The sequence below is a fragment of the Vibrio sp. OY15 genome (genome assembly GCF_000742455.1).
Classification (GTDB): domain Bacteria; phylum Pseudomonadota; class Gammaproteobacteria; order Enterobacterales; family Vibrionaceae; genus Vibrio; species Vibrio alginolyticus.
Genome location: NZ_JPIL01000009.1, coordinates 246,404 through 262,283, shown reverse-complemented (window position 1 = coordinate 262,283; position 15,880 = coordinate 246,404). Strand labels below are relative to the sequence as shown.

The window sequence follows — 15,880 nt, the reverse complement described above, 5'->3', positions numbered from 1 at the left end:
ATAACATTTAATTTTGCGATGTTATAATATAACAATTCTCATTACACAAGCAGAAATTTAAATTAGGCTCCGATTTCATGTTCGTACTCAATCCATGAATTGGGCTATCAACAAATGAATCAATTGATGTTTTTTATACGTATACTAATGAGAATTAGTAATTAAATAAGTAACGGAATTTCAATATGTTGAATATGGATTTTTCAAAAAGAATCGTGATAGATACTGCTCAACAGGAATGGATCGCCAGCCCTTCCAAAGGTGTGTGGCGCAAACCTTTGGAACGAGAAGCCAAAGAATCAGGGCATACCACCAGCGTCGTTAAGTACGAGCCAAATTCGCAGTTTTCGACTCATCCTCACCCTCAAGGAGAAGAAATATTGGTGCTCGAGGGGGTATTCTCTGACGAATACGGTGACTACCCTGCCGGCACTTACCTTCGTAACCCTCCAGGAAGTCAACACGCACCATTTAGCAAAGAAGGCTGTGTGATTTTAGTTAAACTAAATCAGTTCGAATCTGAGGGTCTTGAAACAGTTCGCATTAATACAAACCAAGCGAGCTGGCAGAGTGGTGTCGGTGGGTTGCAAGTCATGCCTCTGCATCATTTTGAGCACGAACATGTCGCGTTGGTTAAATGGCCAAAAGGTGAGAAGTTTCAACCACACCGTCACTTTGGTGGTGAAGAAATTTTTGTGTTATCGGGGGAATTTAAAGACGAGCTAGGAACCTATCCTCCCTACTCTTGGATACGCAGTCCACATATGAGTGAGCACTTTCCTTTTGTAGAGCAAGAAACGGTCATTTGGGTAAAAACAGGCCACCTGCCACTCCAAGCTCCTGCTCAGCAATCCTAGTGTTTGCACACTTGGCATCGTCCATTGGAACTAAAATCGGCCCGCAATTTACGAGCCGATGATCATTTCGTCACTAAGAACCCATTATTCGCGAGTGGAGCCAGTCTTTGAGCTCAGCCCGGTTATGTTTTAACACGTTCATTTCGTGATCATCAATCGGGCTTCCTTGAAGTTCTAGTACGCGGATTTCCTTATCTAAAGCATTGTAGTTTTTAACGGTTTCAGCAAATGATGCATCGTTTTCGGTAAGCTGAGTAATGGTATCCAAATGTTCTGGGAATTCATGAGTTAATGAGTGATTTTCACCTAACATAGAGACCTCTTGGCTATTATTTGAGTACAAAATAGTGCCTAATTTTTGAGCACCACATGTATAACCGTAGCATCTAATGAGACGTTAATTCGTCGCACCGTCCACAAAAAGAACAACAAAGTTATTTTCAATTTTTCCTAGAAAGTGTTTTCTTTTTAGTCTCAATAGTCGAATGCAAAAGATGCCACTATGATCGTTCTATATTAACCCTCAACAATGAGAGCGATCATGCGAAAGACAATTCTAGTTACTGGATCTACTGACGGTATTGGTTTAGAAACCGCGAAAATGTTAATTAACCGTGAACAACACGTAATAATTCATGGCCGGAATATAGAGAAAGTTCAACAAGTTGAGCAAAGTTTGAGGGAGATGAAAAGTGGTAAAGTTGAAAGCCTTGTTGCTGATTTATCCTCTCCCAATGCGGTAAAACAGATAGTGATGGAGATAACAGAACGGTTCAATCATTTAGACGTCATCATTAACAATGCTGGTGTGTACGCAACACCAAATCCAAGAACTAAAGAGGGTCTTGATGTACGCTTCGCAGTCAACACCATTGCTCCCTACTTACTCACTAGAGAGCTATTGCCGTTGCTCGGAGATACGGGTCGTGTGGTTAATTTGTCTTCAGCTGCACAAACAACAGTAAACACTAGCGCTTTACTCGGTAACAAACCATTGTCAGATGGCGAAGCATATGCCCAAAGCAAATTGGCATTAACGATGTGGTCACGAGCAATCGGACTAAAGCTTAAGAACACTGGCCCTATGTTGGTATCAGTAAACCCAAAATCATTCCTAGGTAGTAAGATGGTTAAAGATGCTTATGGGGTTGCTGGTGGTGATATCCGCTTAGGAGCAGATATTCTAACTCGCGCTGCGCTATCAGAAGAGTTTGCTCAAGCGCATGGTATGTACTTCGATAATGACATTGAAGCATTCGCGCCCCCACACCCTGATGCATTAGATCAAAGCAAAACACAGCAGATAATTGATACTATTGAATTAATCTTAAGCAAACTCTATTAATAACAATTAAGAATTATCTTGAGGTTCGTTTTTATTCGGACCTTAAAAACAATGTATTCGATAAGTGAAACTTGTTATCACTTTTCCGCAAACTCCCAATAAGGTGGCGTGCCATAGTATTCAGCAAAGTAATCAATAAAGGCACGCACCTTAGGCGCAATTAAACGAGAGCTTGGGTACACAGCCCAAATCCCAGCATCCATCGCTAAAGGGTGATCTTCGAGTACTTCCACTAGCTGACCACTTTGTAATTCTTGATAAACACTCCAAACCGAGTTGATAGAAATACCTAACCCGTTTACCGTCGCGTCTCTCATCGCATCACCATTATCAGTTTTAAAACGACCAGAAGTTCTTACATTGACCATTCCATCTTTTGTATTGAATGACCAATTATTCATTCCAACTAAGTTAATACATTGATGATTCGTCAAGTCTTGGGGCTTGTTAGGTCTCCCAAATTGTTCAATATAATCTGGTGATGCAACGATAATACGACGATCTGGCGCAAGCTTTCTTGCGACCAATGAAGAATCTTTCAACTCAGCGACACGAATGGCGACATCGAAACCTCCCTCAACCAGATCAATAATGGAATCAGAAAATCGGCAGTCCACGGTTAACCCTGGGTAACGCGCCATAAAACCTTTTAATGCGGGCACAATATGCAAGCGACCAAAAGTTGCAGAGGCGGTTATACGTAATACTCCCGTTGGCGCACTCTGCCCTGATCCAACAGCTCCCCTTGCTGCCTCCACTGTTGCAAGGACCTCCTCCGCGTGAGGTAAAAAAGCCTGCCCTTCTTCAGTTAAGGAAACTTTGCGTGTGGTGCGATGAACTAAACGAACTCCTAAGCTGTCCTCAAGTTTGTTGATGTGCGCACTAGCGACAGCAGGAGAAAGTCCAAGCTCCTGACCAGCCATGCTGATGTTGTGTGTCGAAGCCAAACGGACAAATAGCTTTACATGATCGATGTTCATTTAATTTTCAATTATTTGTAAAAAATCACCATATAGAGCTTAGCATTCTCTTCCTTACGGATAGTAAATAAATACTCCAGTTAGAAAAAACTGATGGGCAGATAGAAGTCCAGCTCAAACGCCTCATCATGGCTAAGGAAATGGTTTTTATGATAGTGAACATAAGCGGGAGTAGAACGCTGCTTAAAGCCTGAATTCGGCAACCACTTTTCTAACACCATACTCAATTGAGGAAGAAGCTCTCCATATACCCCTGTTAAGCGAAAAACAGCATGCAAACCACCCGGAATCGTCATTTGATTCACGACACCGCGTACTTTAAGCGGCTTATCAATCGCCATACAAGCCACATAGCGACACTTATCGAGCTCGACCCAAGCGGGGTTGGAGTGATGCAAACCGTATTGAACCGAAAAGTCCCGATTCTCAGAGCTTGCCCACGCCTTCAAAATCAGCCACGCATTGCGAATGGAACGGCTATAACCCTCATGCCGCACATAAGCCGCAAAGCGTTGTGGAACCTCCATAATTTTAGGTTCTGGCAACTCGCGTTTAGCAACCCGATGATAACCCGCAGCCACTTCCGGATCTTTTAGATACGGCTTTTCTGCGACTTGTAAATCATGTTTTCGCCACGCGCCAGGAGACATAGCGAACGTTGCTCTAAACGCTCGGCTAAAAGAAGATACCGAGCTAAAGCCGCACTTGTTAGCAATGTCTAACACCGATGAGCTGGTATCAAACATCAGTTGATTGGCGGCGTATTCCATTCTTGTGCGACGGATATATTGATGGACAGACTCCCCTACCACATCTTTAAAAATACGATGGAAGTGCTGTTCAGAATAGGCTGCTACATCTGCTAGCTCTTTAGCCGATAAATCTCTGCTAATGTCTTGGTGAATGTAAAACAGCACGTCATTGATTCTGGAAACTTGTTGATGGCTCACGGAGTAAACTTTCGCTTAAATAGCATAAGTGGACATGTTTAACAGCATAAATGGACACACCAAGCTTGGCAATTTACCTATACTATTTCTGACATAAAAAAGACATTTACGAGAAGCACAGCACATGGAAATCGCACAGTCATTACAACAAACTAAGTCATCCTACATCCGAGAGATCCTCGCAGCAGCGAGCGATAAGAACGTCATTTCTCTTGCAGGTGGCTTGCCGGACGAAAAAACCTTCCCGATCGACTTAATGAAACCGACGCTCGAAAACCTCGCGAATATGCCAGAGGTGTTTCAATACGGCGCAACAGCAGGCTACGCCCCGCTACTTAACTTTTTGACCGATTATTACCAGCTGCCGGAATCTCATTTGGCTATGATCACAACGGGCTCTCAGCAAGGGCTAGATTTGATTGCGCGTGCGTACGTGAATCCGGGCGATAAAGTGGTGATGGAAGCACCGAGCTACCTTGGTGCTATGCAAGTATTCGGTCTAGTGCAAGCCAACATCGTGACCGTTTCACAAACCGAGTGTGGTCCAAACCTTGAAGAACTTGAACAATGCTTTGCTACACAGCAACCGAAAATGTTCTATGCTGTGCCCGATTTTCACAACCCAACGGGCGTGTGCTGGGCGCTAGAGACTCGCCAAAAAGTTGCCGAGCTTTGTATACAATACGACGTGGCATTCATTGAAGACGCACCATACCGCGAGCTACGTTTTTCTGGTGAAGCGCTTCCACTGGTTTCGGACTTCTGCCCACAGCACTCCATCGTATTGCGCTCTTTCTCCAAAATAGCTTCACCAGGCTTGCGTATTGGTGTAGTTACGGGCAAGAGTAGCTACCTTGAGCCACTCATCAAAATTAAACAAGGTGCCGATCTGCACTCTAGTATTCCTATGCAAGCTTTGCTGCATGGTCTACTGCAACATGACAACTTCGAAACGCACATTTCAACCATCTGTGCGCTTTACAAATCACGTTACGATGTCATGTTTGCTGAACTGCAAAAACAGCTGCCAGAAAGTTGCGTACTCAAACCCGTCGATGGTGGTATGTTCGTTTGGGTCGAAATTCCAGAATGCGACACCTTCGAACTGGCGAAAAACCTTCTCGCAAACTGGGTTGCTGTAGTGCCTAGCCCGGTCTTTTATCCAGAAGGTTCAAAGGTAAAAGCCGCTCTGCGTCTTAACTTTACCAATGCTACACCAGAAGAACTGACGACAGCTGTCTCTCGACTCGCGGATGTCCTCAACACGTTGTAATTGAGCGCGAGTGTAAGAACCTGCCTTTGAGATTCAAAAAAGTCTCAAAGGCAGCATCAAAAAAGTTCCCCAAAAAAATTTATATTTTTCCTTCAAATCAACTCTCTACAGTAAGTGCCTGTTTTCTCTTGAACCTCTCACTCATATAAAAATGAGAACTCAATCACGTATTTGATGGTTAGAAAAGTTACGTCTATCTTTCAGTCAAAGACATCAACTTCGCAGCGTTAATGCTCTCAATTTCAGACACTTTATCAATCGTGGCTTAGCGGTTGATAAACGACTAAAAAAGCATCTGTGGGCAGACCCACTACGAAGGGTTGACCAGAACCATTCTGAATGTCGCGAGCCAATCTTTTGATTGGCAATTACGTCAGTGAATCGCACCAAATGACAGAGGGGTTATCAGGATGAATACTCGAACCACGACAGGACTCGTCACCATCGGCTGGTCCGTTACACTTTCACTTTTTACCGCATTCGCCGTGTATGCCAATACGTCGCCAAACTGTAGTGACGTATTAGCGGGCAACACAACCGCCGCATCGCAAAAAATGATGGTTTTATTGGGCGAAGACATCACCAAATCCAACCGTATAACTACGGTGATTCCAGCCGAAAACAATCCATTTGTGACCGAAGAACTGGTTTCGGTTTCTAACGACGTATCGCCAAACGGTCGTCTTTCACAAAAGAGTTTGGAAGAGATTCGGAAAGTCCGCTCAAATCTAGAGAAAGCAGCACAGGAAGTAAGCCGATTACAGGGCACTTTTGAAGTGGCTTTCATCAGTTTGATTGATGGTTACTGCCAATTTTCTAATCATAAACGTACTCAACATGCCAAAATCGACTTTGACCATTTGGAAGGCCTCACTTTGTATTCAATCCCCGCTTTAATAGCAATGGTCGATCAGTCGTACTCCATGGCAAAGAATCGAATCGCTAATGAGCAGAAACAGTTAAGCGACATTGAAAAAGAGAAACAGCGGCAGAAACAACAAGCAACCGCGGCAGCAGCCGCTCGTTACCAAGACGGTAACGTACTCGTAAGAGTCGAGAACTTTGATGGCGCTAATGTGACATTTTCCGTTACTAACATTGGATCACAAGGATCATTACAACCAAATTTCAACACGTTTAATGCCTATCGCACCGAAAGTGGAGAATTAATCTACAAGTCAGAATCTTTATTACACCTGGCGGATACTGCAGGTAACACACTTGAAACAATGGGTATCGCTGAGCTCTCATCACAAGGTGGAAGTGACAAATCGATCTCTCCTGGAGAAACCCGAAAATTCGTTACTAGCATTGCTTCAGAAGTCGCGCCACATACGCAGTTGAGCTTAGAGTTTCCAGCCAAAGTGCTTAATACTGAGCGAGACTTTACATTGTCGTTTTCTGATACATCAGCGGTGGCGACAGCAAACGTCAATTAACGCAAGGTAGCCAGTATTTGTAGAGCGCATCAAAGACAGGCGAGCAACGCCTGTCTTTCAATTATGATCAAGCCAATAGCTACTGTTTGCACTTGTAAGCATTTGCAAACATCGTCACTGACGTAGAAAAGCTCAACGGTTGATATAAGTACAAGGTATCTGCGCCTAAATCTGCCGCCTTGATGCGCATTTGGTTTAGCGTCCCCCAAACCATGTCTTTATCGGCGTGAAGCCAATAGTCGTAAAAGTGTCCTTCTGAGCCGATCACGGTACCCATTAGTTCACAGTTTTCAATCGCATTCACATTGTCCCAAAGCACCTGTACTTGCTCAGATTCTTGAGTTGGGAACGTCACACATCCCGTTAATGATGCCGCTAACGCGAGAGTCATCACTCGCTTTTTCATACTTATATCGCCAAAATTTTTCATAGATGGCAGATTTTATGAATGGCTGATGTGATGACTAGCAAAAACTTTTTATCGCGTGTTCAAGTAGAATTAATGGACAACGGAAAAGATCCAAAAGGTGATCATGCAGCTAGCGAGCAAAAACCTAATAATCACAGACCTAGCAATAAAGCTGTATCTGAGATACAACAGTAATGATTAAATAGCCGCGAGGGATAGAGTTTGGTTGCTAAAAATAAGCTAATTCGCTACACAGCTACGGAAGTCGCTGATGCATTTGACAAAGAAGATGAGCTCATTAAACAAGTTCAGTCCAACCAACTCTCGCAAGTGCTATTACTTTGGCAAGTAAAAAGTCCAACGCTCGTGCTTCCCGCGGGTAAGAAATGGCCAGTGTCTAATGAGTTAGAACATGCGTTAAATACGTCTGGCTGGAAGCTCTTTTCTCGTAAAACCGGTGGTGCCCCAGTCCCTCAGGTGCCAGGTATTATCAATCTATCCCACATTTACCACTGGCCAGAAGGCGAGCCTTACAACATCAAAAAAGCGTATCTCGATTTATGTGCGATATTAACGGTTTTCTTTAAACAGCTCGGCGTGAAAGTGGATGTTCATGCTACGCCTTATTCCTACTGCGATGGCGAGTACAACCTCAACATTGGCGGGCAAAAAGTCGTGGGAACCGCGCAGCGTGTTTTACTTAAAAAAGGCGGCGGACAAGTGGTATTGTCACAAGCATGCATTCTGATTGATGCCGACGTCGAGAAGATTGTCGAACCAGTACGAATGTGTAATCAGCTTTGCGGTCACAGCGATGATATTCGTGGTGATGTCCACACACCGCTCTTCCATCATGTATCCGACCGCCCATCGGTAGATTCGCTCTTTCAGCAATTGACGAGTGCGTTTTTAACGCATGCAAAAGCGAAGTAATGAAAGGAGCAAGCCTCCCCCACACTCCGAACAGCATTTGATAAACTAAAACTGCATACCGTGATAACGATGTAAGAATGGGCATCGCCAACGTAAAACCATTCAATCGATCGACCAAACCAGTTATCAGTTTTGCCTGCCAAAAAGAAATGAGATCCAGTTCAAATATTTATCCATGACGGAATTAGTTGAAGCCTGCGCGTAAAAGCCTCAGAATGTCGCACTTTTCGCACCGATTTGTTTTCGGCGCGTTGTTATCTAACTCTACAATTGAGAATCATACATATGGGTTTTACCTCGTTAGGTCTATCTGCTCCAATCCTTAAAGCTATTCAAGAGAAAGGCTACGACACCCCTTCGCCAATTCAGGCAAAAGCAATTCCTGCTATTTTGGAAGGGAAAGACGTAATGGCAGCAGCGCAGACTGGTACAGGTAAAACTGCAGGCTTTACGCTACCGATTCTTGAGCGTTTATCGAACGGCCCTCGCGTTCGTGCTAACCAAGTTCGTGCACTTATCCTGACGCCAACGCGTGAACTTGCGGCTCAGGTGCAAGAAAACGTGTTTATGTACGGCCGTCATCTTCCACTAAGCAGTGCGGTGGTTTTTGGTGGTGTGAAGATCAACCCGCAAATGCTGCGTCTTCGCAAAGGTGCGGATGTGTTGGTCGCGACACCAGGGCGCCTGATGGATTTGTACAACCAAAATGCGGTGAAGTTCGACCAACTGGAAGTGCTAGTGCTGGATGAAGCAGACCGTATGTTGGATATGGGCTTTATCCGTGACATTCGTAAGATCCTAGCTCTGCTACCAAAACAGCGTCAGAACCTACTGTTCTCGGCGACTTTCTCGGATGAAATCCGCGACCTTGCGAAAGGCTTGGTGAACAACCCGGTTGAGATTTCAGTGAACCCGGCAAACTCGACGGCAAGAACGGTTGAGCAAAGCATCTACCCAGCAGACGTGAAAAAGAAAGCACCGATGTTGGTTAAATTGATCAAAGACGGCGATTGGAAGCAAGTGCTGGTGTTTACGAAAACGAAACACGGCGCAAACCGTCTAGCGAAGTTCCTGATCGAACAAAACCTACCGGCTGCTGCCATCCACGGCAACAAGAGCCAAGGCGCACGTACCAAAGCACTGGCGGATTTTAAATCGGGTGAAATTCGTGTGTTGGTCGCGACGGACATTGCTGCGCGCGGTATCGATATTCCTCAATTGCCGCAAGTGGTGAACTTTGAGCTACCTAAAGTGGCAGAAGACTACGTTCACCGTATTGGTCGTACTGGCCGCGCGGGCGAAGTAGGTAAAGCGATTTCACTCGTGTGTGCGCTAGAAGCATCTGAGTTGTTTGCGATTGAACGTTTGATTCAAGAAGTACTACCACGTAAAGAGCTGGAAGGTTTTGCGCCAACCAATGTGGTGCCAGAATCTAAACTGGATACTCGCCCAATCAAACCGAAAAAACCTAAGAAGCCGAAAAAACCAAAAGCGCCAAATGCTGCAAGTGAAAACGCCCCAGCAACCGATAAGAAAGCAGGCAATGGTGCAAACAAACCTAAGCGTCGCTTCAACGCTGGTAACAACGGCAACAAAAACAGCACCAACCAAGGCGGTGCAGGCAAGCCTAAAGGTAACCGTGAAGGCCAAGGTCGTGCACACAGCAAACCAGATGACCGTAAACCTAACGGCAACAAGCCAAATGGCAATAAACCGAGTGGAAATAAACCAAACGGTAATAAGAATGGCAACGCTGGTAAACCGTCTGGTAACCGCAAGCCAAACAATGCTAAGCCTGCAGGAAACAAACCGTCAGGTCAGCGCCGTAAACCTCGTCCGCAGGCTGCAAACTAACCTGTAAACGGCCACCGATAGCAAATACAACAAAGCCGCTGATAATCTCAGCGGCTTTTTTTCTTAAAACACAGTTTTTTTAGAATACAGCTTTGTTAAAACAGTCTACATTAAAGGTGTGATTCGAATATCTGCGATTTGCGCTTCGTTCTTTTCACCCTCAATACCACCAGCGTAGATGTAGGTTTCATTCGATTTGAGGTAACTCATATTGAAGTGGTCCTTCAGCGCGATCTGATAGGTTTTTCCCTGCTCCAACGCTACTTCAATTGGCGTTGAGTAACGCATACCTTGGTTTTCACCAATATGGCCCATCTGCAAGTAACCTTGGCCAACCACCTTACCTGCATCATCCAATACCTCTAACAATTTCACGGTGTTCGTGATGCCAGTATTAAGTTGCCCTAGGTTATTGTTGTACCAAGCATCGAACTGGTAAGTGCCCGTTACAGGGGCTGTAAACGACTCTGCACCTTTTACGATGCCACTGTCTTTACTCACCGTAACCACTGAGACATTGTCTTTGAGTGGCTGATATTCGCCATCGAGTTTGATGCGGATCTCTTCACCGACACAAACTGGTTGGCTTGGGTTAGAACGGAAGCCTTTATCGTTAATGCTTTCAGCCAAATAACAAGCAAAACCTGTTGGCGTATCGGAATAAGATTGAGCAATCACGTTCTTTTGAATCAGCTCGCCATTGCGATACAAGTTCACGTTGTACTTGCTCGTCACGTCAATCGAAACCGAATTATCAACGCTTTTTACTACCAGTTTTGGCTCTTGCGGAGAATAAACGCGGCTATCTTCACTCACATACGGTTTCACACCAGAAACTAAAGTAATGCTGCTATCTACGTTCACTAGCGCGCCCAGTGTCACGTGGAAATGCCCCTCTTCGTCCATTGTGACATTTTCAACTGGGTAGTAGCCCGTTTCATCTTTGCTTACTTCAGGCAAATCAATGGTTACCGAATAGTTATTTCCTTTAAAGGCAAAGTTTTCCAACGTGATTTGTTCAGACTGAGCCAACAAGTTATTGCGCACCCAACTTGTGATAAATGGCTTCACTTCCAACTTACCCGTTTCGGTATGGATGCCGAATAGGGTCTCTACCACCATGTTCAAGTAGCCACCCACAGACCAAAGCTGACGCTGAGAGTTAATCACTGGGCCATCCAAGCTCTGGTCTTCGCCATGATCACTATGGATGATGAATGACTTACCAGAAAGCCACTCTAAGTTTTCCATGTTGGATAAATTAGTTGCCGTGCCACGAACCAACGATTGAATCGCATTGTTCGCCGCAGCCACGTTTTGTGTTTGATGCGCGGCGCGCAAGCTGTACGCGGTAACAAATGGCCAAATTGCGCGATTATGGTACACAGGCACGTCCGGTTGTTGAGGGAAGTAAACCGGCACGCCAAACTCACTGTGTGGGTAATTGGCCAAGATTTGTTTCGCCTGCGCATCACTTGCCACGCCACTGATGATCGCCAACGCTTCGCCCAACATATCGTATTTGTCGACCGCAATGTCTTTGCCATTGTCAAACAAATAGCTTACGTACATACCGCGTTCGGCATTCCAAAACTGCTCGTTGATAGCGGTTTTTAACTGCTCAGCCCAATCGGTGTATTTGACCGCGCTGGTTGAGTCGTACTTCTCTGCCAACTTAGCCGCGAGATGAATCGCGCGGTAGTGAACCACGTTTGTCGATAACGCTTTGCTGCTCCCAATCGTATTGACATCGTTTGGCGTCCACGTTGAATACGTTTGCTCACGCCAATCGAGGAATGATTGTTCGCCAGTGTATAAACCAGATTTCGCATCAAAAGCCGCCAAGCGATCGGCTTCAAGTGTATTACTGATAGCGTTATATGCGCGCTCAGCAAATTGGTTGTACTCTTCCCCATCTAATGCCGAAAGTAAGCGTTCAGCACCAAGCGCCCAAGTCGTGCGATCGGTACTGATTGGCCAACTGCCGCCAGTGCCCGTGTCTTGCACAATCTGCTCGCCATCGTATTGCTGATCGGTCGTATCGCGGAAAGCGGACAATTTGAAATTCAAACCATTTTGCACCCGAGTTGGATTCATCAATGCAAGCGAAAGGTCTGCTGCGTACGCCAAATCACGCGTCCATACGTAATGCCACTTCGCGCCCGTCTCAAAAACTTCCGCTTTGATTGGGTTGTTGTAGTTGTAATTGCCGTCTTTGATTTCAGAAACGGCGAGCTGGTCTAGCTCTTTCATCGTCAATGCAAACAACGCGTCAAACGCGACATCACCCGACACCACTCGCGGTCCTGTTTGTTCATTAATCACTAAGCCTTGGTCGAGCGCATCACGCAATTCTGTCGTCGTTGAAATACCAAATTCACGCAGCTCAGCTTTAGGATCTTTCACCGAAAAAATCACGGTATCACTCGAGTCATCGTAATTGGCGAACAGTTTCACTTCTTTATTCTGATGCCCTTCATGCACCATTGCAGGGTCGAGAATCGCATCAGAGTAGTATTTTTCCGCTTCTTCTTGCGTTGCTTTCGTCACAGTCATTGTCGCGCGACTTTCATCGGCAAAGCTCACAGAAAACTTGTAATACCCTTTGTCTTCAAACGTGATCTCAGAGTTACAATCATCGTTCATACACGCTTCATTCGTGTCTGGTTTTGGCAGGTACTCTTGAGCTTTATCGAACGCCGCGGGCTCCTCAAAATAGGTGTATTGGATCTGCCAACCCGGATCAGCAATCTTGAACTGATTGCTACCTCGAGCGACGCGCAGTACGGTTTCGTACTCGTTATTACCCAAAGAGTTTAGCTTGGCATGCTCTGCCGTGCCCCAATCCCCATTTAAACCACGTAAATATAAGTCGGCTGAAATAATTGGTTTGTCGACTGACACTGGCGCATCAGAGGAATCTGACCCACATCCAGCAAGACCAATACAAGACGCGACAGCAAGCGCAATAAAACTCGGTTTCATGTTCATCCCTTAGATTGTTGTTTTGGCGACAGTCTAAAGAACACCTTTTTGAGGAGAAAATAGGAAGTCAGGAGCGAGCTATAGATAACATCTATACGTCAGACCCCAACAGTGATGTAGATCTATGAAATGCGCATAATTTCAATCAAATGAGATTACAGATTTGTGATTTATAAATGAAATTGTGCAAAATACCCCTCGTTCTTAGAGGGGAAAGAAAATGGACAAATCTCTGCAGCAATTTTTACTGGTTGCACGCTGCCAAAGCATCAGTGCTGCGGCAAGAATGGCAGGGTTAAGCCAGCCAACGGTAACAAGCAATTTAAAGAAGCTGGAAGAGAATCTCGGCGTGACGCTGTTTGAACGTCATCCTAATGGCATGGTGTTGACCGAATACGGACGCATCCTCTATCGCCATAGCAACGCGATGCAGCATGAATACAACCAAATGATGCAAAGCATTGATGAACGGAAACAGTATCAAGTCGGAAAAATTAAAATGGGTACTGGCGATGCGTGGTGGCCGCTGTTCGTCAAACAAGCACTCAATGAACATCTGACCAAGCAGCCATCGGCATCTACACACGTCGAATTTGGCAACCACTTAGGCTTGATGGATTCATTAATCAACGAACAGATTGAATTCTTCATCGGCCACGAGATTGTCGGCTTGTCGTCTAAATGCGATGTTACGTTTATTCCGTTATTTCAAACGGTTGATGCCTATTTTGTTTCCCCAAATCATCCACTGCTAGGTAAAACCGTCACCGAAGAAATGCTGCACGAATACCCCGCTCTTTCGGTCACTTATGACGCTAAGAAATTCGCTCACGTCATCGATAACCCAATCCCGAAACAAAATGAACGCGAAAGGCAGCAACTGGATGACAGACCGACTTACGAAGTGGATTCTCTGCTCGCCAGCATTGATGTACTGAAAGAAAGCGTCGCGGTGATGTCTTATACTCGCCATCTGCAACCGTATTTGGAATCCTTTGGCTTACGATGCTTAACCATGGAAAAAGAACCAAACCCTGGCACCGTCGGGATTTATCGCCACCGCCGAGAAACCTCCGAATCGCATCTAGAGCTGATTGCTGGCATCACTCAGCGCGCTAAATTGCTCAACTAGAAAGTCCAAAAACAGGCGAACTCGTTTCGGTTGATATTGGCGGCTTTGATAAATGACATGCAAATCCGCTTCAGCGCCTTGCGAAAAGGCGCTGAAGTTTTTCATATACCCATCCAAAACCGTTACTAAACGTTGTTGTTTTAGGTCTTGCTGAATATCTAAAATCGATTTCAACGCAATCCCCGCACCGTCCAACGCCCATTGTCGAATCACTTCACCATCATCAGAAAAGCGCTTTGGCGTGACCGTAATCGATTGGTGAGACTCTTCATCTTTAAAGTGCCACGTTTTTAATTCTTCATTACTGCGCACCATCGCTAAGCAGCGATGATCCGCGAGATCTTGTGGGCAGTTTGGGATACCTTGCTTCGACAAATAATCAGGTGACGCGCACAGCACACGTTGACTCGACGCCAGCTTGCGCGAAATGAGATTGCTGTCCGCTAACTCACCGTAACGAATCACTAAATCGAGCCCCGATTCAGCCAAGTTCGATAAATTATCATTAAGATAAAGATAAGGCGTCACATCCGGATATTGCTCAGAAAAAGCCGACACCATCGGCGAAATAATTTGTTTGCCAATATCTCGTGGAGCTGAAATTTTCAACGTTCCGCGCACTTCCGAAATACCCGTTTGCAGTAAGTTTTCCGTCTCTTTCACGCTATCAATGATGTTCAGACAAGCTTGATGGTACATTGCCCCTGCGTCTGTCAGTGATACGTGGCGTGTGCTTCGGTTGAGCAGCTTTACGCCATAGCGTTCTTCTATCGCTTGCAGCCTTGCCGTTACCGTCGCCGGAGACAAACCTAACTCCCTTCCCGCCGCTGCCAGACCTTGATGTTTAACGATGCTGACAAACAACGTCATATCCGAAAACTTATCCATCTTCGCGCCCTTGTTGTTTGGAAAAACTGAATAATCAATTCAGATATTACCCAATTATCAAATTAAATCGAATCCATATACTGACCCTATCGACATTGTTTAGACCCAGAACGTTATGTGACAGGGCAAAGTTAAACGCCGTAACGCTGTACAACGCACAACAACACGCCCTGCCCAGCCAGAGATAGGAAACAAAACATGAAACTGTACATTTATGAACATTGCCCCTTTAGCGCCCGCGTCCGTTTTGTTGCAGGCATGCTGAATATTCAGCTCGACGTCGTCAACATTGCTTATGACGACGAGAGCACCACCACAAACATCATCGGCGCCAAACAAGTTCCTCTTTTGATCAAAGACGATGGTGAAGCCATGGCGGAAAGCTTAGACATCATCAACTACTTCCTTGAATTGGCATCTTCCAATGAAAGCAGCCAACCCTCAACACCGGTTTTAGACTGGCAAAAACAAGCGTTTTTACCGCTACAAAAAGTCGGGTATCCGCGTTGGTCAAACATGACGTTACCGGAATTTGCAACAGAAACCGCGAAACAAGCATGGCGTGCAAAAAAAGAAACCGAAGCGTTAAATTTTGAAGCTTTGATTAACGATACACCTGCGATTGCGAAAGAAGTCGCCGCTTTGATAGAACAAACCAAACCCTTGCTCAACCTAAGTTCAGAAAAGCAAACATCACTGGTTGATCAAGCCATTATGTTCTCCATTTTGCGCGGTTTCTTCAGTGCTTCCGAAGTGCAATGGGATCCAGCCGTACTTCACTGGATGGCAAGCGCTCGTAAAGCGACCAACGTGCCAGTGCTTATCTGAGGAGCGC

At 45.4% G+C, this 15,880-nt stretch carries 14 protein-coding genes; 8 read left to right on the top strand and 6 right to left on the bottom strand.

Translation table 11 applies throughout. The annotated features are described in order from the left end of the window. Nucleotides 1–185: 185 nt before the first annotated feature. The gene (locus IJ23_RS11675) at nucleotides 186–857 is read left to right on the top strand and encodes a cupin domain-containing protein (protein ID WP_033906342.1); all 672 of its coding nucleotides are present in this window, start codon (nucleotides 186–188) and stop codon (nucleotides 855–857) included. A gap of 73 nt (nucleotides 858–930) precedes the next feature. Here the strand turns inward: IJ23_RS11675 and IJ23_RS11670 are convergent, their stop codons facing one another. Next, complete coding sequence (locus IJ23_RS11670) at nucleotides 931–1,170, bottom strand: YdcH family protein (protein WP_005373737.1); 240 nt, start codon at nucleotides 1,168–1,170, stop codon at nucleotides 931–933. Between the two features lie 228 nt (nucleotides 1,171–1,398). On the opposite strand from IJ23_RS11670, the gene IJ23_RS11665 reads away from it, so the two are divergent. Then, a complete protein-coding gene (locus IJ23_RS11665; protein WP_025767963.1) occupies nucleotides 1,399–2,202 on the top strand; it encodes an SDR family NAD(P)-dependent oxidoreductase in 804 nt (267 codons plus the stop codon). A gap of 77 nt (nucleotides 2,203–2,279) precedes the next feature. Here the strand turns inward: IJ23_RS11665 and IJ23_RS11660 are convergent, their stop codons facing one another. Next, on the bottom strand, nucleotides 2,280–3,182 hold the full coding sequence (locus tag IJ23_RS11660) for a LysR family transcriptional regulator (RefSeq protein WP_017633593.1): 903 nt from the start codon (nucleotides 3,180–3,182) through the stop codon (nucleotides 2,280–2,282). An 80-nt stretch (nucleotides 3,183–3,262) separates the two neighbouring features. Further along, nucleotides 3,263–4,132, bottom strand: a complete 870-nt coding sequence (locus tag IJ23_RS11655; protein ID WP_033906341.1) for an AraC family transcriptional regulator — start codon at nucleotides 4,130–4,132, stop codon at nucleotides 3,263–3,265. A gap of 124 nt (nucleotides 4,133–4,256) precedes the next feature. On the opposite strand from IJ23_RS11655, the gene IJ23_RS11650 reads away from it, so the two are divergent. Both IJ23_RS11650 and IJ23_RS11645 read left to right on the top strand, forming a co-directional pair. After that, nucleotides 4,257–5,405, top strand: a complete 1,149-nt coding sequence (locus IJ23_RS11650; protein WP_017819834.1) for an aminotransferase-like domain-containing protein — start codon at nucleotides 4,257–4,259, stop codon at nucleotides 5,403–5,405. Between the two features lie 410 nt (nucleotides 5,406–5,815). After that, complete coding sequence (locus tag IJ23_RS11645; RefSeq protein ID WP_033906340.1) at nucleotides 5,816–6,844, top strand: hypothetical protein; 1,029 nt, start codon at nucleotides 5,816–5,818, stop codon at nucleotides 6,842–6,844. A 79-nt stretch (nucleotides 6,845–6,923) separates the two neighbouring features. Here the strand turns inward: IJ23_RS11645 and IJ23_RS11640 are convergent, their stop codons facing one another. After that, a complete protein-coding gene (locus IJ23_RS11640; protein WP_025767966.1) occupies nucleotides 6,924–7,250 on the bottom strand; it encodes a DUF4156 domain-containing protein in 327 nt (108 codons plus the stop codon). 225 nt (nucleotides 7,251–7,475) lie between these two features. Between IJ23_RS11640 and IJ23_RS11635 the strand changes: the two genes are divergently transcribed. Continuing rightward, the gene (locus tag IJ23_RS11635; protein WP_033906339.1) at nucleotides 7,476–8,186 is read left to right on the top strand and encodes a lipoate--protein ligase family protein; all 711 of its coding nucleotides are present in this window, start codon (nucleotides 7,476–7,478) and stop codon (nucleotides 8,184–8,186) included. A 285-nt stretch (nucleotides 8,187–8,471) separates the two neighbouring features. Next, nucleotides 8,472–10,040 (top strand): DEAD/DEAH box helicase, encoded by a 1,569-nt coding sequence (locus tag IJ23_RS11630; protein WP_033906338.1) that lies wholly within the window; start codon nucleotides 8,472–8,474, stop codon nucleotides 10,038–10,040. A 105-nt stretch (nucleotides 10,041–10,145) separates the two neighbouring features. Here the strand turns inward: IJ23_RS11630 and IJ23_RS11625 are convergent, their stop codons facing one another. After that, nucleotides 10,146–13,025 carry an MGH1-like glycoside hydrolase domain-containing protein gene (locus IJ23_RS11625; RefSeq protein ID WP_033906337.1) on the bottom strand — a complete coding sequence of 960 codons (2,880 nt, stop codon included), beginning with the start codon at nucleotides 13,023–13,025 and terminating at the stop codon, nucleotides 10,146–10,148. A 220-nt stretch (nucleotides 13,026–13,245) separates the two neighbouring features. On the opposite strand from IJ23_RS11625, the gene IJ23_RS11620 reads away from it, so the two are divergent. Further along, nucleotides 13,246–14,157 (top strand): LysR family transcriptional regulator, encoded by a 912-nt coding sequence (locus tag IJ23_RS11620; protein WP_005373761.1) that lies wholly within the window; start codon nucleotides 13,246–13,248, stop codon nucleotides 14,155–14,157. Here the strand turns inward: IJ23_RS11620 and IJ23_RS11615 are convergent. After that, a complete protein-coding gene (locus IJ23_RS11615) occupies nucleotides 14,110–15,045 on the bottom strand; it encodes a LysR family transcriptional regulator (RefSeq protein ID WP_033906335.1) in 936 nt (311 codons plus the stop codon). The two genes, IJ23_RS11620 and IJ23_RS11615, sit on opposite strands and share 48 nt — an antisense overlap. A gap of 198 nt (nucleotides 15,046–15,243) precedes the next feature. Here IJ23_RS11615 and grxB point away from each other — a divergent pair, with 198 nt between their 5' ends. Then, nucleotides 15,244–15,873, top strand: a complete 630-nt coding sequence (grxB, locus tag IJ23_RS11610; RefSeq protein ID WP_033906334.1) for a glutaredoxin 2 — start codon at nucleotides 15,244–15,246, stop codon at nucleotides 15,871–15,873. The last annotated feature ends 7 nt before the right edge of the window (nucleotides 15,874–15,880 follow it).